The organism is Mesorhizobium sp. WSM4976, assembly GCF_029625685.1.
Classification (GTDB): domain Bacteria; phylum Pseudomonadota; class Alphaproteobacteria; order Rhizobiales; family Rhizobiaceae; genus Mesorhizobium.
On record NZ_JARTVT010000014.1, the window covers coordinates 73,844 to 93,696 of the forward strand.

The following is a 19,853-nucleotide window of genomic DNA, read 5'->3' on the forward strand; positions in this document are numbered from 1 at the left end:
ACTTCAGGGACAGGCCGGGCCCTTACCCCGGTTTCACCCGGGGCAGATAGCTATCATGCGCCTTAAGCCCCGGTCACGCACTAACAATTTTAGTTCTCGCTAAAGAAAAGCCCGTCGCAGCTAATAAGCGTAAGCGACGGGCTCCCTGCGACTTTTTCCAGTCCAGCGGCTAACACCCCCGGAGGGCCGACCGCTGCACAGATAACTCGGCGGCGTGCAAAGTGTTCCACTTTGCTACATCAAGCTGCATTGGCGATGACGAGACGGCACCACTGCGAAACAAAGTGCCGGGCCGAGAGTTGTCCCGTTGTTCAGTAGGGACAGCGATATGCCCATTTTCCATTTCCATGTCGACAACGGCGAATTCAACCCCGATGATCAAGGGGTCGACCTCCCCGATCTGGACGCCGCGCGGCAGGAGGCGGTGCGGGCTGCCGGCGAGATGATAAACGACAGCAAGCAGCATTTCTGGGAGCATATGACCCCGTGGATCATGAACGTGACCGATGACCAAGATCGGCTTTTGTTCACTCTCCAGTTCGTCGCAAAGGTCCCATCAGGAGAGGCCTTCTATATTCCACGCGAGCGCGAAACAAAAACCCCGTCGGCTTGAGCCAGCGGCGATGTCATTGTGATTCGGGTGACCGTCGCCTGGCCATCTTGTCGCCTTCGATGAAGCGGTCCATGCGCTCGTGCAGTGTCGACACGCTCCCTTTCAGGTCGCGAACACCGGTCATCACCTCGTCACGGAATTCACGAAGGCCAGCCTTTGTGATGTAGGTCTCTGCAACGTGGAGCTTGTGCGCGGCGAGCTGCTCGGTCAGCAGGGAGATCGCGGCCATCGCCGTGTCGGCGCGGAAATGCGCATCGCGCGCATCCTTCTTGACCTCGTCGCGCGCGGCCTTGATCGCCGCCTCGATGCGCCACCACAGCCCGCCCACGGCGCCGATGACGGCGATCAGGAACACGACGTTCGAATTGAAGTCCGTCATCCGGCCTGTCCTCACCCCGGCTAGTTCAGTTCGCCGCGGCGAGCCGCGCTTGCCTTGGTGTGCCGGTCGCATTCGGCCGGCGTGTAGAGACCGATGGCGCAGCCGGGCGCCATGGTCCGGTCGATCCTGTTCTGGTCGGCCAGCGTCTTGCCCTGCGCGCCGGCCAGGCTGTTACCGAGGGCCGAGCGCAGGGCTGGCACACCGCTGACGGCGGAAGTCGTACACGCCGCCAGCGTCGATGCAGTCGTCAAAAGACAGGCGAGCATCAATGCCCTCGTTGATCGCATGCTGGTTCTCCTTTTCGATCCTGGCGCGCAGCTCGTCGGCGCCCTTGTGCTTGATGAGTTGGTAGGCCCCGAGCGCCGCGCCCGAGACGACGAGCGCGATTGCGCCCCAAGCGATCAGACCGCCCATCAGGCGCGTGACGCCAAGTCGGCCGGCAATGAAGGTGATGAGCAGGCTCACAGGAAAACCCACCAGATGATCGCCATGCCCACGGGCACCCCGGCCGCGAACCCGGCGAGGACCGGCACCGCCTGCTCGATGACCAGGGTGAGAACTGCCTTCAGGTTCTCCATGGGTCAGCCCGCCGTGCCGGTGGCGATGGCAAGGCGTGCGGCCTTGCGGCGGGCGTACCGGCCATAGGCGAGGCCGCCGATCGCCAAGATGGCACTGACCAAAGCGAGGACTGCGACGACCTTGCCGATCCACTCGCTGGTGTATGAGAACGGCGAAAGCTGGCTCTGCAGCTCGGCCAGCGTGCCCGAAAGCCCGATGCCGGCGACCCCGCCACCAGCCGCCGCGTCGGCCGGCGCGGTCGAGGGGGCAGTCGTTGCATCTTCGACGAAGGCCTTGGCCTGACCACCGTCGACGAAGTTCGCCATTTGCGGCATCGCGCCGGTGGCCCAGGCCTGACCGATCGAGCGAACCTCGGCCACGCGCGAAGACCAGCCGCGACCGAACGTCTTCCAGCCCTTCAGGTGCTGCAGGAAGGCGAGGCGCTGGTCGCAGATGCGGTCGATCAGGGCGTCATGGTTGTTGCATGCCTGAACTGCGGCGATAGTGCCGAGACCGATTACACCGTCCACACGGCCCTGATAGAGCGGACCGAGGGCGCGCTGCAGCCACATGATCGACTGCTTCGGCCCGGAGTTCACCGCCCCGTCGAAAACCACATAGTCGATCCCAGCGGGGAGCTGGTCGCCCTTCACGGCGTCCCAATACTGGCGGTCGTATATTTCGAAGAGTTCCTGGCTGGTGATGCTCTTCACCGAGCGGAGCGCCAGCCCCTTGCTCTTGCGATAGGCGTCATAGACGCGCTGGGTCACGCCTTTCATGGTGGCGCCGCCAGGGTCATCGGGATGATTGCTGTAGCCGCCCTCATGCGCGAGCACGCGGGCGAGCGATTCCTGCTCGCGAGATGCGGTCATGTAAATTTTCCTTTTGCTTGGGGAACTTTCCGGCTCGTCGGCGATTGAGGGCCGCGGCAGGGGGAACTTCAGATTTGGATTGCTTCAGCAAGCTTGAGCAGCTGATCGACGCCGGCGGCGCCAACCTGGTCGCGGAGGCGCGCGCGCTGCTTGGTCAAATCAAAGGCAAGTCGCACGAACTGGCTCAAGCCGTGGATGAATTCCTGCTCGACCTGATGACGCTTGAATTCCTGATCGAAGCCGAGCGGGAGGCATTCCACAGTTCGGCACGAAGACTGGCGCGCATGCGCCTGACGAGGGTGAGACTGCTCTCGACCTAGCGGCTGTCAGCCCCGGCCGAGCCCTGCGGGTTGCCGAGCGAGATCTGCGTGGTGTAGCCGCTGCCGCGGTCGAGCGTGTCCGCGATCGAGGCGATGGTGTAGCTGCCGTCGACGCCGGGCCGCAGCTCAATGATCGCCGTGCCTTCCGGCTCGGCGGTCGGCTCGCCTTCGATGATGATCGAGCCGGCGCCCTTCGAGCGCGCGCCGTCGACGCGATCGGAATCGGCGCGGGTCCTAGCCGCCGTCTCGTCCGGCTCCATGAAGCGCAGCACGTCTTCCGGCTCGACATCGTCGCCGGTTTCGACCTCTTCGATGATCTGCTTGGCCTTCTTTATGTCGTACCAGCGGCCCTTCTTCTTCTTGAAGCGCGGCCGGTCGGTCACTGGCGTCAGGCCGCTCGCCGAAATCACCATGCCGCGGGTGATACGAACAGTCGGCAGCGGCTGGCCGGTCGCCGAGACGCTGGCGTTGCGCGGCACGAAGCCCGCCTGCGTCCCCTTGATGGCGAAGGTCGCGCCATGCTCGCGCGCCAGCCGGTCGGCGAAGGCGAAGAAGCTTTCATTGTCCTGCGCCTCGTATTCCAACTGCCGGCTGGCCAGCGACGGATGCACCTTGATCGACAGGCCTACATCTTGCGCGGCGTCCTGCAGCACCTGGCCGAGCGTCTTCTTTTCCCAGTGCCGGTCGGCCGGTTGTTTGACCTTGCCCTTCAGACTGGCCGAGCGTGCGGTGATGGAAAGGACGCTGCCGGATCCTCTGTCGGTCGACCAGTCGCACGTGTCGACCTCGCCCTCGAAGGTCCGCATCGCGCCCCCCTGCCAGCCGAGTTCGATCGATACCGGCGTGCCGGTCTTCGGAAACCGCACCGTCGACTCCTTGTCGTCAAGCGTGAAGCTCGCCGACTGCGTCGCTTCGGTGCCGCTCTTGGTGATCGACAGCGAGATCAGCAGCGGTACGAAGCGCGAGGTGACGTCCTGCCCGCCGATGACGACGCGGAAGTGGCCCTTTCTCATGCGAACAGATCAACCACCGGCCTGGCCGCGGCGACCTCCGCCTGCATTTCCGCCGGCGCCATCACCGTGATGACGCGGCCGACCGGCAGATATGGACCGCTTTGCGACAGGTCCTGGTTGAGGGCATAGGTCTTTGCGATCACGCCCGCATAGACCTTGCGGTAGTGACGGGCGAGCAGCGCGGACAGCGTCGTGCCTTCCGTCTTCACGGTGACAGTCTCTGTCATGATCGGAGCCTTTCGGGGGGGGATACCGGGGATCTTGGAACAAGACCGCTCCCTTGCTCATTGAGCGGCGAGAAGGGAGACAGCGAATGCACATTCAAGCAATCTATGCCGCGCTTGCGACGGCAAACATGGATCGCGCGGAGCAGTTCTACACTCAACTCTTCGAAAGAAGGCCTGACGATCGTCCCATGGATGGTCTAATCCAGTGGCGCGGTGTCGCCAGCGCCAACATCCAGATCTTCCATGACGAGGAGCATGCAGGCTCCGGAAGGATGACGGTTGTGGTGCCGAAAATGGACCAAGCCCGCCGATCGCTCGAAGAAATTGGCGTGAGCATCGTCGGGGAAAAGCAGGGTGACTATGGGAAGATCGCGCAAGTCACAGACCCTGACGGCAACCTTATCACTCTTGCAGAGCCACCGTCGCGGCCTTTTCACACATAGATCGGTCTATAGGCAACGTTCCAATCTACCCTGCGAGCAGAGTGAACAGCGAGGCAAAGAAATCAGCCGGCGCTGGAGCGGCCGACTTCTGCAGCTTGACGGTGATGTCGATGACTTGGCCGACGCCGTCGCGATCGAGGAAGGTGTGCTCGTCGTTGACCGATTGCACGACGTAGAAGCCGAAGACGCTGCCATCGCCACGGGTCACCAGTTGCGGCTTGCCGGCGAGCTGGGCATTGCGCAGGATGTTCAACGTGCCCAGCCCACCAAGCTTCGACGGGATCAGGCGACCGGAGACGGTGAGCGTTTCCGACCCGACGCCAACATCCTCAAGGGGCGGCATCGCGCCGACCACTGGCTTTTCCGCATAGTCGTGCGTGGTCTCGCGCGAATGTGTGTCGATGTTGAAGGCCAAGTCGAACTCGACCAACCCGACTTTCATCAGCATGGATGCCTCTTAATGTCCATTTGTGGTGATCGAAGCGATCTGCAGTCGAGTTAACCATCTGCGGAAGGCAGATGCGCCGGAACCGGTGCCGCGTTTTCGATAGCGCAATGCCTTGCTTAGCGTCCCAAGGCCAACAGCTCGAATGCGATACCTGCTTTGTAAAGACCATGCGCCAGACCGACGAGGCAGCATCCAATAACTATAACTATGCCTACCATGCCGAGGATCTTCTTCGCTTTCGTCAAGTGAATGGGAGGATACTTCGCTCGAATTCTGAGGATTTCTTCCCGAAGCTGCGGATCCCTGGGCAAGTCTTCGTACTCACGGTGATATGCCGCTTTCCGCGTGAGCGTGAGTAGCATCAGTAAAGCCATCCAGGTTATCCCGGCAAGCCAGATACTCATGAGATAGAGCTGCGGATAGAGAATTTGATGGCTGTTCAAGCATGCTTGTTGAAACGAAAGCGCCCTATTGATTGATCTGCGGCTTCCGGAGAACCACCATCCGTTTTCGGCCGTTGCAATCCCGATGAGGAACCCACCGAAAAGCAGCGCCCCGACAGCGATCCATAAGAACGACTTTCGGCTTCCGGCATCTGTGATCGCACCAAACACGCACCTTCCAGCAATAGACACCAAAAGCAAAGTGACAACGATGGAATAGACGATCTGCGCCATAACGATCGCGGAGAATGACGAAGAGCACTTTCCGAGATCGGCACTGAGCAAAAAAGCGCTTGAAAACGACGTTGCAAACCCAGGGTCCGCTTGAGAGAAGAAGGCGTAAATGAACGCAGAGAGCACGGCGACAATAGTGGCAGAAGCAGCAGCCGCCCAGTGGTTGTCTTCGTACCTAAGTTCCCAACGGCGCTTCAAGTTTTCGCTTCTCCCGCATCTCTCGAATATGCTTAAAGCCTTAACCTCCGCTTGACAGAGCGGGTTCTCGGTCCATCAGCGCGGCCCTCCAAAGTCGATCGCCTGTCCGCGTGTATCGGACTGCACCTGCTGGCCGGTCGTCCTGCCACCCAGCGAGCCGACCGGCCGCATCAGGTCCGCCTTGGCGGAAGAGAGGAAGCCGCTGACGCCGGCGATAAAGGCCGCCGCGGCGCTCTTGCCGAACGACGACCCGGCCCCGGCCACGCCGGACGTGAATGTCTGCGCGGCATTCTGGCCGGCCTGCGTGCCCCCTTCGGCGATCTTGTTGCCGGCGTCGGCGCCGCCGGACTGCAGTCGGCGCTCGAATTCGTCGGCGTCGAAGCCGGCGACGTTCGGGCCGATGCCGGGATTGCCCGGCGCGGGCGGCACATAGGCCTGACCGCCCTTGGCCGGCGCATGCCGACCCTGGGCGTAAATCTGATACTGCCGCTCTTGGGGCGTCATTTCCGCCCAGCTCTTAGGCCGAGGCGTTGGCACAGGAGCGCTCGCCGTCGACATCCCGGCGTTGGACTCTCGCGTTTGGCGATCCTCGAGGATCTTCGTCTGCAGCGCGTCGAAGACGCTCTTGATCTCACCGCGGCCGAGCTGCGCCAGGGCATCGCGAAAAGCCTTCTCGGCCGAGGCGCCGGTGAAGCGATCGAACATGCCGAGTTCAGGATGCTGCTTGTTGAAGCGTTCCTTGAATTCGGCGGCATAGGCCAGTGGATCACGGCCGCTGCCGCGCAAAGCCTCGTAGCCTTTGTCGACCGCCATCATGTCGTCCAGGCGGCTATTGACCTTCTCAAGGGTAGGGTTGAGCGCCCTGCCCGACAGGTCGCCAAGCGCTGTCGCCGTCTTCTGGATGTTGTTGATCAACTGCTGCCAGTTGCCCTCGGAATCTCCCGTGATCTGGGCAAAGTCGCTAGCTACGGTACCGGAGACATTTTTGAGCGCCGCAAGGTGTTGCTCCAATTCCGGCAACTGCGTGAGCAGCGCCCGCATGCCTTGCTGCATCTGGATGTCGGTGAAGATCAGCGGCAGCTTCGAAAGGTCGCCCTTGAGGGCTTTCTGCGTCGCTTCGACCAGCGTCATGATGACGTTGCCGCCCTCCTTCCGCGTCTGGTCCATCTCGCGGCGGATGTCGATATGGTACTTCTTGAAGTTCTTGGCGACTTCGTTGCCATAGGCCTTCTGCAGGATGTTCGAAAAGTTTGTCGCTGCCTCGGACGAGGATCCTGTCTGGTTGCGCACGATCTCCAGCATCGCGGCAAGCTGCTTCAGGCCTTCCGTGCCCTTGTAACCGAGCGCGGCGAAAGCGGGCGTGATTGCCGGCAGTTCCGCCGCCATGTCCCGCAGCTCGAATTTGCCGGCCTTGCCTTCGGCGGCGAGGATGTCAAAGGCCTCCTGCATCTTGTCGGCGGTTATGCCAAGCGAATTGGAGAGCGCATCGGCTGTGAGCGCGATATCGGAAATCTCGGCGCCGGATGCCTGCGCGGTGCGGGCGACAGTCGGCAGGAATGCGAGGCCGTCCTCAAGCGACCGGCCGGAAGCAATAAGCGTCTCAAGCCCCTGCACGACATTGTCGAAGGGCATCTTCGATTTATCGGCAAGTTCCTGCAGCACGGCGATCGTCGGCCTGATCGCGGTCGCCGGCTTGTCGGCATTGATGACGATGCGGCCGATCGTGCGCTCGAGCTGCGCATAGTCGCGCGCCGTGCGGATCGCGACATAACCGGCAGCGGCGGTGGCAACGCCGGCGACTTTGCCGAAGGTCGCCCATTGCGCCAGCCGCTTCTGCCGTTCGGCATCCTGCACCGCCAGCAGCCGCTCCTCGGCGACCTGGGTGCGCGTCAGCCGTGTGTTGTTGCGCGCAAGGTATACGTCGCGCTCGGCACGCTGCAGGGCGGTCAAGCTGGTGCGCGCCTTCGCGGCCGGGCCCGACACGCGATCGAGCAGGCTGACGATCAGCTCCGCCGACATCTTGGCCATCAGGCATCATCCTTTACGGCGGCAAAGACGAATTCCGGCACGACCTGGTGGAACATCTCCATCAAGGCTTCCGCGTCGTCCCAGGCGAGCTTCTTCAGCACGGCGGGCGGAAGATCGCATAGCCGCGCCAGCAGCTCGCGATTGCTGATCTCGGCATTCGACCAGTCGTCGATATCCTCGAGCATGGCCGGCCGCATCCTGATCCGCGCGATCTTCCCGCCGCCGCGCGTGATGGCGCGCCGCAGCGTGAGATAGCGGTAATCGGCATCGGTCAGGTCGAGCGAGACTTCCCACTCCTCGATGGCGGCCTCTGCCGGCGGCGGCTCGGCGGCCGTGACGGGCGCTTCGTCGGCGGCCGTGACGGGCGCTTCGTCGGCGCCCGTCATGAAGTCCTCTATCGCGTTCTTCGGCGGCATCATTCAATGCCCAGCAGCACGCGGGCCCGGGTCAACTCGTCAACGCCGAACTGCCGGCGGCGGGTCGTGAAATAGTCCCAGTAGAACCATTCCTCGTTGTCGACCGAGAGCTCGTAGTGGGTCACCTCGCCGATCTGGTGATCGTGGCCGAAGGCCGAGGAGCGGTCGAAGGCATCCGGTGCGATCCGGCTGACGATGCCGCGAATGACCGTCTTCGCCTGGAAAGCGTCGCCGGTCTGCTTGTTCTTCAGGACGCCGTAGCCGGTGAAGTTCAGCGGCTGGTTGGTGCCGACGCCCATGGCGCGGTAGCTCGACTCGGCGAAGCCGGCGAGCTTGAAGGTCGGCTGCAGCGCCTTGATGGCATTCATGCCCCATTCCACCTCGCCGGGCGCCCCACCGCCGAGATGGTTGACGGTCACCTGCTCCAGCGTGGGCAAGCCCAGCGACTGCAGCTTGATGTGGTTCGAATCTTCCGGGTCCTGGTCGCCGACGAAGAGGTTGACCTGTTCGAGCAGCAGCAGTTTTTCGGCCATGGCTGGCGTTCCTTTTCAGGCGGGAGTTGGGATGAAGAGGCGAGCCGGCGCGCAAGGCGCCGACGCGATCAGGAGATGAGGTTCTGCCTGGCGACTAGCTCGTCAATCGTCGCCTGCAGGGCGGGCGCATAAGGCCGGCTGGTCATGGTCAGGCGGCGGAACACCGGCGCTTCCTCGAATTGCGCGTCGATATAGATATGGCCGGCGCGCAGATCCTGCGCGTTGTTGAGCTCCGGATCGAAGCGCACCTTGAAGCCGAGGATGTCGCCATTGGCTTCCGCCTTGGCGAGGATGTCATGCACGGTGTTGACGACCGACTGGATGGTCTGGGTCGTCAGGTTGAACTTACCCAGGAACTGGCGAAGCGTGCGCAAGCAGGTGAGCTCGATGAAGTCGCGGCCGCGCACCTTGTGATACTGCTGCCAGATCGTCTGCGCCGACAGATTGTCGGTACCGATATAGACGAAGCCGCCATCGGCGATGGCGAAGTCGTCGCCGCTGTCGCCGCGCACAATGATGCCGCCCTGGGCGGCGAGTATCTCCTGCCCCTCGGTCGAGCCGTCGGTGAGCGAGAAGCGATAGTTCTGCTCGGGGCCGACGATGCCATAAAGCGCCTGGTTGGCCCAGGAGCGGAATGGCCGGCCGTCATTCTCGTAATCGCGGCGCACGGCGACGCCGGCGATGCGGGGCGCGGCCGGGCGTGTCACGATATCGCCGTCCTTGTCGATGCGCTTGACGCCGGGCGTGACCGGGATCAGGCGGTCGGACGAGAGGGTCTCGCGCCACTGGGTGAAGGCGGTGAGCCCGTTCGGCCCGTCGACGATCGCCACGGCTAGGATCTTGTTCAGCACCTCGGGCAACGCCGCGCAGACGGCGTTGGCGAGCTCCTCGACCGTCGCGGTCGCGGTCGGCAGCACCTTGCCGGCATCGGCGCCGCCACCGGAGAAGGTCACGTTGAGCGGCGCCGAGAGATAGGCGCCGGGGCTGTCGATGACCAGCGAGGCCACCTTCTGCGCGTCGGGCCCGGTGCCCATGACGGCATGCGCGGTCGGCAGAACCTTGTTCGGGTCGGTGCCGCCGCCGGTGAAGGCGACGTCGGGCGCGGCCGTCATGTTGGTGCCCTGCGTGGTGAGCGCCAGCCCGGTCAGCGCCCCGAACTGCTGGGTTGTATAGCCAGGCGTCAGGATGAGGCGCGGATAGACGCCGAGATCGGCGCCGGCATTGACGAAGGCGTTGATGCCGGTGCCGTTGACCGACGAACCGACGATGTTGGCGATGGTGGCCGCGATGTCGGCGCCCTCGGCGACGCGGTTGACGACCATCTGCGCGGCGACCTGGTAGGGGCCGAGCTGCGCGTTGATCCCCTCGACGGCGTCGATGAAGAGCGAATCGGGGTCGCAGAGCGCCAGCTTGGTCGTGTCGTTGGAGTTCATGCGGACGGCGACGCCGACGGGAAACGCCGCGTCGAAGGCTTCCTGCGTGGCCGTTGCGGCCTTGGCGAAGGGCATGCAGATGCCGACGACGCTCATCAGCGCATTGGACGGCACGGCCGCCTCGTTGGCGTCGCGACGGATGGTGATCCCGAAGACGGGGTCGGTCATGACAGTCTCTCCTGTGGGTTGCGAAGTGCGGGCATAAAAAAGCCCGCTGACCGCGGGCTGTTTGCCGATCGCTCTAGCCATTAAGGTAGCTATCGGCTAAGGGATTTTATACTGTTCAGAGAACTTGTATCGGAAGCAAATGTCGAAACTTTCTCAATGGCTAAGAAAGAACCGCCTATTCGGCATGCAGTTGAAGTTGCCAGATTTTGCCACCGTAGGCCGTTACACATATGGGGTTAACACGGAAAGCGTATGGATGGCCTCACAAGACGCTCCGCTAGTAGTTGGGTCCTATTGCTCGATCGCCAGTGGCGTTCAATTCTACTGCAAGAGTGGACACGTCCACGACTGCGCGACTTCCTTCCCGATACATTTTTGCGTTCTCAAGCAACCGTCACCGGATGCGAGTCTCGGTAAACGTCGAGGCATCCGGGTCGGTAACGACGTTTGGATCGGAAGGAACGCTGCGATTTTACCGGGCGTGACGATCAGTGACGGTGCAGTCATCGGTGCACATGCCGTCGTAACCAAGGACATCCCACCCTACGCCGTTGTGGCCGGCAACCCAGCTCGCGTGGTCAGGTATCGCTTTGACGAAGGCACCATCTCGAAGCTAATGACGATCCGGTGGTGGGACTGGGACGTTGAGACGGTCAAGCGAGAAGCCGAAACTTTGACTGGCCCGATCGACGCCTTTATCGCCGCTCATTTCAAAGCATAGCCGCCGCCACAAAGAACTCATCGATCTGCTTAGACGTAAAGCCGAGCGACGCAAATCCGGCCTGCATCATCGGAGACTGGCGCACGAACGAGCCACTGTTGCCGTAGGCGATCTGGACTGCCGTCGCCTGTCCGGCAATCCATCCCTCGACCTCATCCAAGAGACCGGCATAGAGGAGTTGCAGCTTGAACTGTCGCGCCGAGACCGAATCGGGCGGAGAGATTTGCGGCGCGCCCCAGACTCCATCCCGCCAGATCTGGCGGGCATCCTCGGGCGCTTCCAGCACCTCGATCGCGCCTTCCGGGGGTTCGGCGCCATCGAATCCTCCTAGATAGAAACCGTTTCTGTCGACGAAGAACTTTGTCATGCCCATGCCCTTATGATGAGCTTCCAAGTCGACGCAGGGTTGGACTTGTAGTTATATCCGCCGGTGGAAGATACCATTATGAGACCATTTGCGCCCATATAGACCGTAATGTTTGTCGCGTCAGGTCGTAAACTCACACCACGACCATCGGCGGCATCAGAAGCCCATGTGGCAAGAAGAATTTCATCACCCACGGAATAGCCACCGTCTGCAGCTATACAGGTTGCATATGCATGGTACATCTTTGGCTTGACGCCTAAACCATGTGCCAAGGTCAGGGTGCCGCCGTTAGTCCATGTCTGCTGCGCGCTCTCGTAGAAGAGTTGAAGCTTCAGCGAAGAGGCGAGCAGCGCCGCCGCCTGCGCGGGGGTCATGGGCCGAATGTAGTTGTCGGCGCCGGAGCCGAGCGCATTCTGACCGCAGAAATAGGCCGTGCCGCCGGTCACGGCATACTCCGAGCGGAACAGGCGGCTGACGATATCGCCCGATGCGTCGCGCTGCGCAAGCGTGTTGGCGGTCGCCGTGGCTGCTGCCGCTGCCAGCCCGAGAAGGGTCCGCATCGCCGCGTAGTCGGCTGCGGTGATCAGCGAGCGTCCGTTGGCCGACGCGTTAGTGATGTCCGCCGCCGTGATGCCGAGCAGCGTCTTCATCGCGGCGTAGTTGGCCGCCGCAATCAGCGATCGGCCATTCGCGGAGGCGTCTGTGATGTCGGCGACGGCAATCGCCAAGGCCGTCTTCAGGGCAGCGGCGGTGATCGGTCCGGTGAGGCCGGCCACCGACGCGACGGCGTCGGTGTTGTCGATCTTGACCCATTTGGTGCCATCGGAGACCGCCCAATCGCCGACCTTCCAGTCGGTGATGCCGCCGACGCTCGTCGCGCCGGCGACGGACACCATATAGTACCAACCCTTGTTCCCAGTGGCGGCCGCCGGGATGGTCGGGGTGTTGGTGTTGGCGTTCCAGTCGCCCTGATAGTTGAGCGAGCCGAAGAGCGCCGACGGCAACTGCGCGGCCGGCACCTTGCCATCCGAGCCGAGCGAAGCGTAGCCGTTAGCGCCGCCCTTCTCGCTCTCGTCCTGCTTTGCGTCGAGCGCCGCCTGAAGTCCGGTCGTGTCGGCGATGACATGGCCATGGACCAGCAGAGCGCGCTGAGCGACAGAAACGAGCAGACCGGCGATGTCGACATCGATCGCGGAGTAGGCCGCGATCAGCCGCAGGACATCGTCCTCGAGGTTGTTGCTGCCGAACGGAAGCTGGTAGCCCCGGTTCGGCGTGGTGTTTTCAACGGGCATGGCGGTCCTGGCAAGGGTTACGGGGTCGAGATCGCGCGGAAGTCATAGGCCATAGGGCGCGCCGCCGGCGTGCCGGTGAGCGTGATCCGGATGCGGCCGACCGGATTGGCGTTCAAGCCGAGGACGTTGTACTTCCGCTCGATCCAGCCAGCGTCCTGAAGCGGTGTCTGCGTCAGTTGCGGCATCGCCGTCCATGCATCGTTGGCCGCGTCCGCGTGCATGGCGATGGTGGCGCCGGTCGGGATCTTCGTCTTCAGGTAGGACAGGATGTCGACGCCGGTGCCCATGTCGAAGGCCCGGGTCACATAGGTGCCGGTCGTTCGCAATTCGCCCTCGATCGCAAGGATCACCGGGAACAGCACCGGAGAGACCTTCGCCGAGCCGGAAAGCACCGCCCGGACCTGGACATTGCCGGTGTAGAAGGTCTGCAGCTCCCATGCCTGGCCAGGATTGAGCAGCGTGACCGAGCCGTCATCGAGCTGGACCTCGAAGTGCATGCCCGCAGCCGCGGTCGGCAGTTCGACGTCGGCGCGGATCAGGAGGTCGCTCATGTTGGTGACGGCGAAGGTGCCGACATTGACCGTCTTGGTGGTCGCCGCGAACTTGGCGGCGATCAGTTGGAAGCAGATGTCCTCATCCTGGTGCGGCGTCCAGGTCACGGCATTGGACGACGAGAGCATGACGCCGACCGAGTAAGGCTGCGCGGCCACCGGCTGCTGAAGCTCGGCATCGAAATCGCCGAGCTTCGCAGTCTTGATCGAATGGTTGCCGTCATTCGTCTTGACGACGAAGGCGTATTCGACGCCGGCCGGCAGCCAGACCGGATAGGGGAAGCGGATCTCGGTCCATTGGCCGATGATCGCGCCGTTCATGTCGTAGAAGGCCTGCGCGATCACATTGACCGTGGGGATGCCGTTCTCGACCTCGACCAGCTCGAGCACGATCGGATTGTCCGGGTCGCCAACGAGGCAGACCTTGAGATTGACGCCGGCAATATGCCGGCTTTCGGTCAAGGTGAAAGTCTGCGCTAGCGGGTCGGACCGGCTGCCGCCATTGCCGCCACCTCCGCCGCCAGACCCGCCGGTCTCTCGTGGAGCGGTGACCGACGTCTGCTGGACGGTAGTGGTGACGACACGGCGCAGCGTCTCGATGTCGATCGTGCCCTGGCCGACGAAGATGGCCGCGGCCTTCGAGCCGCCCTGGCCCTCGGCGACGAGCCCCTTCGAGCCCGCAGGCACGTTGGCCGGGATCATGAAATTGCCGATGATCTGGCCGGCGCCATTGGCCGACAGCCCGCCGGGATTGACATCGATGCCGTCGAAGTCGAGCTTGGTGAGGTTCTCGCCAGCGCCGAAGCCCTTGATCGTGAACTGCAGCGAGATCTGCCGCAGATAGGCCAGCGTCTCCTCGCGTGTCGAGCTCTGGATCGTTTCCCTTTGCATCGTCGTCGTGGTGGTCGTGGTGCGCCCGCTGGTCGACCGCGTCGTGGTGACGACGACGGGCGATGACAGAGCGGCGGCGCTGTCCGACGCCCATTCGGTGGCGCTCTCGGTCCAGTAGTCGACCGGCGGGTTGATCGTCATCGACGCCGGCAGGGGCGTGAAGTTCATGTACGGGTTGATCTTCGTGCAGCGGGTTGCAAGCGCCTGCTCGACCGCGACCGCTTCGGTCCAGTTGAGCAGCGTGACGCCCGGCAGGTTGATCGGGTGGAACGTCGGGTCGATGGCGAGACGCAACAGCCCGCCGAATACGGCTGCAGTCTGCGGCTCGCCCTCATCGCGGTAGCGGTCGGAGGTGAAGGGGTCGACGAAGACGCCATTCTTCGAGATCGGCTCGCGGCTGTCGATGTCGCGCTGCAGCCTTTCCAGCGCGATCAGATCCAGCGCGTCGACCAGGCTGTTGTACATGCGATCGATCTTCGCCATCGTGTAGGCGCGGACACGCACGTCGGTCACGTCGGGCGTGCCGGTCCAGTTGTTCTCGATAAGCGCCAGCGGCAGCACGTCGGCCGGCACCGTCGGCGGCAGGGCGTTGGTGCGGCTCGAAACGCCCTTCAGGTAGACCGAGTTGCCGTCGCTATCCATGCCGAGCACGTCGACGCGGGGCAGCTTGAAATCGTAATCGACCTGGATTTGCCCGCCATTGACGCCGCCTGCAACGGTGATACTCGTCGCCGTGATGTCGGTCGGCGAGACGATGCCGAGATAGCGGTATTTGACGGTGTAGCTCGACCCGGTCGCCGGCTCGGCGCCGCCGGCTGCCCAGGACACCAGGTCGCCGGCCTTGGTGTAATCCGCCGGCGTGGCATAGGTCGTGGCGCCCTGCTTCACCTCGAGGATGGCTGTCACCCCGGTATTCACCAGCGCGTCGGAGCCGTTCGGCGCGCCGCCGCGCACGACAGTTTCGGTCACTTCCTTCTCGACCAGGACTTCGCGGATGGTGGCGACCGGCCCATGATTGAGCGTTACGATGGTGGGGTTGGCGCCGAAGGTGTGCACCTCGGTCGGGATGCGGAAGAGGTCGAAGGTTTCCGTCTCGCGGTGGCGCAGCGCCGCATATCGGGTGCGCTTCTGGCCCTTGATGTTGGCCACGCCCTCGGCGATCGAGAAGACATGGTCGGTGCCGTTCTTGCCGAGCGCGGTGACCAGGCAGTCCTTGTCGCCGATGACATAGTTGCCGTTGGCGTCGAAGTCGTAGAGCGCGAGCTGCGCGTTGACGCCGGTCAGGTTCGGCGGCGGCGTCTGGTCGATCGCGACGCCCTCCTTGAGCAGGTAGACCGAATAGAGGTCGCCCGCGCCCGCGTCGCCGGAGAAGCCCCAGGAAAGCGTCTGGACGATGCGGGCGGCACCCGCTTCGCCTTCCGACAGCGAGCCAGGCATCAGGCCGTAGAGCGCGGGCTCCTCCAGTTCGGTCACATAGGTCTCGATCAGCCGAACGCCGATATGCACCGCGCCGGCCATGGGAACGTCGGTCAGCACGGCGGCGGGCGCATCAAGCACGCGGCCGTTGATGTAGAGCCGGCCGGCCGTCAGCGTGACGGTGCCGGCCTCGGCGTCGATGATGATGTCGGCGCCCTCGACGCGATCGCCATCGCGCGCGACGAGATTGCCGATCGAGCGGATCTTCCTCTGCAGGATCTGCTGCGCTTCGAACATCTCGGCCGCCTGGCCGATCTTGCCCTCGCGCGTCAGCACGCTATCCCAAAGGGGAAACGCGACCGAGCGATCGTATGCGCCCGACAGCGCGGACTTGTGCTCGTAAGCCATGTTGCCTCTGTTTTCAGAAGAAGGTGCGCGCGGGGCGCGTCAGGCGATTTTCAGAATTGCGCGGAAACGTTCGCGCGAGGTCTTGCCGAGGAGTGCCGGCGCAATATCGAAGCCGCCGACGATGGCGCCGCCGGCGACGCCAGCGCCCGGCAGCCACATGATCCCGGCCGGATGCGCGCCGACCGGCGCGCCGCCGAGCGTGACGCTCCATGAATGGATGGTCTCGCCGTCGCCCTCGGCGAAATCCATGAGGGCTTCGACATAGATGTTCGCGCCCGGGGCATCGGCGACGACCCAGCCTTGGCCGGCGGCCTGATAGTAGCCGCCGAAGAGCGCGCTCACCGGCCGGTAGACCCGCGCCTTGCGGAAGCCGATCGGCGAGCCGTCCTGGCGATAGACGCCGACCCAGCAGGTCTTAGCCAGCAGGGCGGTCGCGATGATCTGCGCGCGAGATGCTGCCGCGTCCGAGACCCATTGTAGCCCTGGCGTGTTCCAGGGGAACGGACCCCAACTGATCGATCCGCGTTCGACCGGCTCGACCCATGCGCCAAGCGCGGCCAGCTCGGCCTCGGTGAGCTCGTGAAAGCCGGCGTCGAAGGTGCGACCGAACGACCATTTCACGCCTCCGGCTGACAAGAAGACGCCGGAATTGTCGCCCCAGATGCCGTCGCCCCATCTGGACCAGGACCAATCATGCTCCCGAACGTTGTATCCGTTCCAGGCGCGGTAGAATTCCGAACGCACAGGGTCGGACAGGCGAACGACGGCCTCGATCGTGGCGAGGTTATCCTCGCCGTCGCGGAAGCGGTCGAGCTCGAGCTCGTAGAGGTGCCAGCGCGTGCGGCGCAGCGGCGCTTCGTAGAAGGTCGAGAAGGCGTAGCCGACCCATGTCAGGCTTTCGGCGACGCCCTGCGGCGTGCCCTTCACCCGCTGCCAGCGCAGCCCGTATTCGATGACCGAGGCGAGGTCCGGCAGATATTGCGTGATGCCGCCAAGCCCATATTCGACCACGAGCCAGGGCAGGATCGAAGGCTGCACGGGTGCCGCCTTGAAGCCGCGCAGCTCGTCGAAGCCGGGCTGCAGCTCCGGCAGCCGGTCGAGCGATTCCGACAGCGCGCGCTCGAAGCCCGTCGCGTTCTGCGGCAGCAGGTTCTGCCGATCGCTCATAGTCTGCCTGCCTCACGGGCCGCACCGCCGCTGGCGCGGCTGGCCCTCCGGCGAGGCGGGCAAACATGCCCGACGGCCGGTCGGCCTTGCGGGCTTCGCCCGGCCATCCGAAGCCTTTGGCGCTGGATGGTCACCGGTCGCGGCCCTTGTAGGTCAGCGCCACGGTGCCGAGCTTCGCGGCGGCGCCGTCATCCACGATCGTGTCGGCGACGGGAGCGGTCAGCGACACCTTCTGCACGCCGGGCACCTGGAGCTTCGAGACCAGCCAGGAGCGCGTGAGGTTGAAGCCGAGGCCGCCCTCGTCGGCGAGCGCCTGGCGCAAGAGGGTTTCGAGGCTGTCGAAGACGGTCATCGGCGTCGTCGGCAGGAGCCAGATGTCGGCCGCAACGTTCACCGTGGCGCTCGTGGCGGAGACGACGGTGACGCGGTCGGAAATCACGCGGACGCTGCTCTTCTGCACCTCGGCGTCGACGGCCGCCAGCAAGGCCGCATCGGGCTCGCCGAAATTGTCTGTTGCGAGAACCGCGAGGCGGATATCCGGGCCGGTGCCCACGCGGTAGACGGCGACGTCCTTGACGCGGATGCTCGCTCGAAAGGCGGCGCTCTTGTACCAGTCCTCGGAACCTGCGGTCGAGCGTCCGGATATAGCGACCACGGTGCGGGCGCGCAGCCGCGCATCCGTCTCGCCGGCAAGGCGGATGACATCATAGAAGGCGGCGAGATGGTCGAGATCGGCGCCGGCAGCGAAGGCCAGAAGGTTCGTTTTGACGCCGTCGTTGATGGCCGCCCGATAGAAGACCTCTCTGAATGCGCCGACCTGCAGCTGGATATTGCCCGGCTCGCCCTCCAGATCGATGATGCCCGAAACGTCGAGCCCATAGCTGGTCGCCAGGTCGACGAACACGGCCTTGATCGCGGCAAGCGCATCTGCTTCCGAAGTGACGGTGATGGCCTGCGGCGGCGGCAAGCCCTCGAGCGTGGACAGATCGAGCATCGTGTTTCCTGTTTGCCTCACGCCGCGAACGCGGCTCCGGCGGGCGCGGCACGAGCCGCGACGCCCGGTCGGGCTTGCGGGCTTCGCCCGAACTACCCCGTTACGATCATTTGGCCGCCAGCCTGGCCCAGGCGCAGCGAGACGGTTCCGGCCGGGGTCATGTCACCGAGATGGGCGCGCGGGCGGTAGAGGCCTTCGATGACCCAGTCGGACGCGCCGGTGCGGTCGAGCGTCAGCGGCGAGATGCGCGTCGGCGTGAAGCGCGGCTCGAAGAGCAGGATCACGGCCGCGACTGACCACTGGAATCGGATGACGGTCTGCACATTCGCCAGTTCGCCGAGCAATGCAGGCACCGGGCTGCCGACATATTCCCGCAGGACGCGCTCGAAGTAGCGCGTGGTCAGCAGGATCTCGATCGCCTGGGTGACATTGTCCCAGCCGCTCTGGCGCAAGCCGGTCGAGCGGTCCATGCCAAACTGGGTCAAGAGTGCTTCCTGCCGCGCTTGCGAGGCTGCTCCAGCGCCGATTCCTCTGGACCATCCTTCAGCTCCGCCAACTCAACGACGTGCCCGCGCATGCGTTCGTAGGCGGCTTGCGATGGCGTCATCTCGACAATTGCTCCGTCCGCGCCGAGGTGCGGCGCGCGACGGGTGACTACGAGCTTCATGCAGGCCTCCTGGGGTTGCTTCTGAAAAGGGCAAGTCTCGGCTGCGCCCCACTCGATCACGGCAGCAGGCATAGCTAGGTCGACTCGCTGACCTGGCCTTCAGGCAACCCTCCGGGCGACTAGCAGGCCAACCTTGATCGATCCGCTTGCAAGATTGTGCTCCATCGCAGCGGAGGCCGCCCGCCGAACCTTGGTGGCGTCTACGGTAAGCCCGAGCGCCCCCTCATCCGCAGCCAAGGCACGATCGTACGCAGCGACGTTGGACGCGTGATAGAGACGCCCCTCCTCGCTCTCGTCGGTGAACGGACCGACCGTGAAACCAAGACCAGCGAGCCGGCTGGTGCAGGCATCGATCGGTTCCAGCGCCGACATGGAGGGCTCGGTCGCCCAGGGCAGCGGGTAGTGGATTTTGCCCGCGCCCGAAAAAAGTTCATGCAGCGCGAGGCATCCACCAGGTTTTATGACCCGGGCGAGTTCGGCAAACAGCCGGTCCTTTTCGTCGATCTGCATGGCCACGTGCTGCATGATGACTGCATCGAAGATCGCATCCTCGAAGGGGAAAGATAAGGCGTTGCCACGAACGTGGCGCACAGAACCCGCCAGGCCGACGAGCCGGGTTAGGGTTTCACCTGTGCCGTGAAGAGCCTCACTAAGCTCGATCCCGCAGACATCCGCTCCAAAGCGGCTGGCCAGTCGCCGCGCGGGGCCGCCCACCCCGCTGCCAACGTCCAGGACATGCTGTCCTGCAGTGATCCCGGCCAAAGCCGCAAGCTTGTCGGTGGCAGCGACTCCACCCATGTGGATCATGTCGATTGCATGGAGGTCATCGGCCTGGGCCGTGTCGGGTGCAATGCCTCTGTCCTTAAGAAAAGCAAACGCTCCGTCTGCGGTAACGGCCAGCCTGGACCAGAGAGCCGACACTTTTTGCCCCTGATCCGTGATCATGGCGCTGTTCCTCTCGTGAGCTGGCCCGTGGCTCGAGCCACGAACTACCATGCCTGTCAGCCCTGGACCATCATAAGACCACAAAAGCACGATGTGGCCTCCGGTCCT

The 19,853-nt window shown here is 63.8% G+C and carries 24 protein-coding genes; 4 read left to right on the plus strand and 20 right to left on the minus strand.

Features of this window, described 5'->3' with window-relative positions; genetic code table 11:
• Nucleotides 1–328: 328 nt before the first annotated feature.
• The gene (locus tag P9272_RS18355) at nucleotides 329–613 is read left to right on the plus strand and encodes a hypothetical protein (protein WP_278161606.1); all 285 of its coding nucleotides are present in this window, start codon (nucleotides 329–331) and stop codon (nucleotides 611–613) included.
• A 13-nt stretch (nucleotides 614–626) separates the two neighbouring features.
• On the opposite strand, the gene P9272_RS18360 is transcribed toward P9272_RS18355, so the two are convergent.
• The 4 genes from P9272_RS18360 to P9272_RS18375 all read right to left on the minus strand — a co-directional run bounded on the left by P9272_RS18360 (nucleotide 627) and on the right by P9272_RS18375 (nucleotide 2,422).
• On the minus strand, nucleotides 627–992 hold the full coding sequence (locus P9272_RS18360; protein ID WP_278161607.1) for a hypothetical protein: 366 nt from the start codon (nucleotides 990–992) through the stop codon (nucleotides 627–629).
• 20 nt (nucleotides 993–1,012) lie between these two features.
• Complete coding sequence (locus P9272_RS18365) at nucleotides 1,013–1,192, minus strand: hypothetical protein (RefSeq protein ID WP_278161608.1); 180 nt, start codon at nucleotides 1,190–1,192, stop codon at nucleotides 1,013–1,015.
• Complete coding sequence (locus tag P9272_RS18370) at nucleotides 1,164–1,457, minus strand: hypothetical protein (RefSeq protein WP_278161609.1); 294 nt, start codon at nucleotides 1,455–1,457, stop codon at nucleotides 1,164–1,166. The genes P9272_RS18365 and P9272_RS18370 overlap by 29 nt, the downstream gene beginning before the upstream one ends.
• Before the next feature lie 116 nt (nucleotides 1,458–1,573).
• Complete coding sequence (locus P9272_RS18375; RefSeq protein WP_278161610.1) at nucleotides 1,574–2,422, minus strand: glycoside hydrolase family 108 protein; 849 nt, start codon at nucleotides 2,420–2,422, stop codon at nucleotides 1,574–1,576.
• A 74-nt stretch (nucleotides 2,423–2,496) separates the two neighbouring features.
• Here P9272_RS18375 and P9272_RS18380 point away from each other — a divergent pair, with 74 nt between their 5' ends.
• On the plus strand, nucleotides 2,497–2,742 hold the full coding sequence (locus P9272_RS18380) for a hypothetical protein (protein WP_278161611.1): 246 nt from the start codon (nucleotides 2,497–2,499) through the stop codon (nucleotides 2,740–2,742).
• Here P9272_RS18380 and P9272_RS18385 read toward each other — a convergent pair.
• A complete protein-coding gene (locus P9272_RS18385) occupies nucleotides 2,739–3,755 on the minus strand; it encodes a contractile injection system protein, VgrG/Pvc8 family (RefSeq protein ID WP_278161612.1) in 1,017 nt (338 codons plus the stop codon). The two genes, P9272_RS18380 and P9272_RS18385, sit on opposite strands and share 4 nt — an antisense overlap.
• Entirely contained in the window at nucleotides 3,752–3,982 is a 231-nt protein-coding gene (locus P9272_RS18390; RefSeq protein WP_278161613.1) for a tail protein X, read from the minus strand. Before P9272_RS18390 ends, P9272_RS18385 begins: the two co-directional genes overlap by 4 nt.
• A gap of 86 nt (nucleotides 3,983–4,068) precedes the next feature.
• Here P9272_RS18390 and P9272_RS18395 point away from each other — a divergent pair, with 86 nt between their 5' ends.
• A complete protein-coding gene (locus tag P9272_RS18395; protein WP_278161614.1) occupies nucleotides 4,069–4,425 on the plus strand; it encodes a VOC family protein in 357 nt (118 codons plus the stop codon).
• Between the two features lie 25 nt (nucleotides 4,426–4,450).
• Here P9272_RS18395 and P9272_RS18400 read toward each other — a convergent pair whose 3' ends face one another.
• The 6 genes from P9272_RS18400 to P9272_RS18425 form a co-directional block, all read right to left on the minus strand.
• On the minus strand, nucleotides 4,451–4,873 hold the full coding sequence (locus tag P9272_RS18400; protein ID WP_278161615.1) for a phage tail protein: 423 nt from the start codon (nucleotides 4,871–4,873) through the stop codon (nucleotides 4,451–4,453).
• 116 nt (nucleotides 4,874–4,989) lie between these two features.
• On the minus strand, nucleotides 4,990–5,748 hold the full coding sequence (locus P9272_RS18405; RefSeq protein ID WP_278161616.1) for a hypothetical protein: 759 nt from the start codon (nucleotides 5,746–5,748) through the stop codon (nucleotides 4,990–4,992).
• A gap of 75 nt (nucleotides 5,749–5,823) precedes the next feature.
• Nucleotides 5,824–7,776 carry a phage tail tape measure protein gene (locus tag P9272_RS18410; RefSeq protein ID WP_278161617.1) on the minus strand — a complete coding sequence of 651 codons (1,953 nt, stop codon included), beginning with the start codon at nucleotides 7,774–7,776 and terminating at the stop codon, nucleotides 5,824–5,826.
• The gene (locus tag P9272_RS18415) at nucleotides 7,776–8,162 is read right to left on the minus strand and encodes a phage tail assembly protein (RefSeq protein WP_278161618.1); all 387 of its coding nucleotides are present in this window, start codon (nucleotides 8,160–8,162) and stop codon (nucleotides 7,776–7,778) included. Before P9272_RS18415 ends, P9272_RS18410 begins: the two co-directional genes overlap by 1 nt.
• A 29-nt stretch (nucleotides 8,163–8,191) precedes the next feature.
• On the minus strand, nucleotides 8,192–8,725 hold the full coding sequence (locus P9272_RS18420; protein ID WP_278161619.1) for a phage major tail tube protein: 534 nt from the start codon (nucleotides 8,723–8,725) through the stop codon (nucleotides 8,192–8,194).
• A gap of 68 nt (nucleotides 8,726–8,793) precedes the next feature.
• Complete coding sequence (locus P9272_RS18425) at nucleotides 8,794–10,326, minus strand: phage tail protein (protein WP_278161620.1); 1,533 nt, start codon at nucleotides 10,324–10,326, stop codon at nucleotides 8,794–8,796.
• Nucleotides 10,327–10,465: 139 nt separating this feature from the next.
• Here P9272_RS18425 and P9272_RS18430 point away from each other — a divergent pair, with 139 nt between their 5' ends.
• Nucleotides 10,466–11,047 carry a CatB-related O-acetyltransferase gene (locus P9272_RS18430; RefSeq protein ID WP_278161621.1) on the plus strand — a complete coding sequence of 194 codons (582 nt, stop codon included), beginning with the start codon at nucleotides 10,466–10,468 and terminating at the stop codon, nucleotides 11,045–11,047.
• Here P9272_RS18430 and P9272_RS18435 read toward each other — a convergent pair.
• From P9272_RS18435 to P9272_RS18470, 8 genes are all read right to left on the minus strand, one after another.
• The gene (locus P9272_RS18435; RefSeq protein ID WP_278161622.1) at nucleotides 11,037–11,414 is read right to left on the minus strand and encodes a hypothetical protein; all 378 of its coding nucleotides are present in this window, start codon (nucleotides 11,412–11,414) and stop codon (nucleotides 11,037–11,039) included. The two genes, P9272_RS18430 and P9272_RS18435, sit on opposite strands and share 11 nt — an antisense overlap.
• Nucleotides 11,411–12,706, minus strand: a complete 1,296-nt coding sequence (locus P9272_RS18440; protein WP_278161623.1) for a hypothetical protein — start codon at nucleotides 12,704–12,706, stop codon at nucleotides 11,411–11,413. Before P9272_RS18440 ends, P9272_RS18435 begins: the two co-directional genes overlap by 4 nt.
• A 17-nt stretch (nucleotides 12,707–12,723) precedes the next feature.
• A complete protein-coding gene (locus P9272_RS18445; RefSeq protein WP_278161624.1) occupies nucleotides 12,724–15,972 on the minus strand; it encodes a DUF4815 domain-containing protein in 3,249 nt (1,082 codons plus the stop codon).
• 39 nt (nucleotides 15,973–16,011) lie between these two features.
• Nucleotides 16,012–17,139: a phage tail protein gene (locus P9272_RS18450; RefSeq protein ID WP_278161625.1), complete on the minus strand. Its 1,128-nt coding sequence runs from the start codon at nucleotides 17,137–17,139 to the stop codon at nucleotides 16,012–16,014.
• A gap of 130 nt (nucleotides 17,140–17,269) precedes the next feature.
• Entirely contained in the window at nucleotides 17,270–18,133 is an 864-nt protein-coding gene (locus P9272_RS18455) for a baseplate J/gp47 family protein (RefSeq protein WP_278161626.1), read from the minus strand.
• Between the two features lie 92 nt (nucleotides 18,134–18,225).
• A complete protein-coding gene (locus tag P9272_RS18460; RefSeq protein ID WP_278161627.1) occupies nucleotides 18,226–18,618 on the minus strand; it encodes a GPW/gp25 family protein in 393 nt (130 codons plus the stop codon).
• Nucleotides 18,615–18,800, minus strand: a complete 186-nt coding sequence (locus P9272_RS18465; RefSeq protein WP_278161628.1) for a hypothetical protein — start codon at nucleotides 18,798–18,800, stop codon at nucleotides 18,615–18,617. The genes P9272_RS18460 and P9272_RS18465 overlap by 4 nt, the downstream gene beginning before the upstream one ends.
• Before the next feature lie 99 nt (nucleotides 18,801–18,899).
• The gene (locus tag P9272_RS18470; RefSeq protein ID WP_278161629.1) at nucleotides 18,900–19,745 is read right to left on the minus strand and encodes a methyltransferase domain-containing protein; all 846 of its coding nucleotides are present in this window, start codon (nucleotides 19,743–19,745) and stop codon (nucleotides 18,900–18,902) included.
• Between the last annotated feature and the right edge of the window lie 108 nt (nucleotides 19,746–19,853).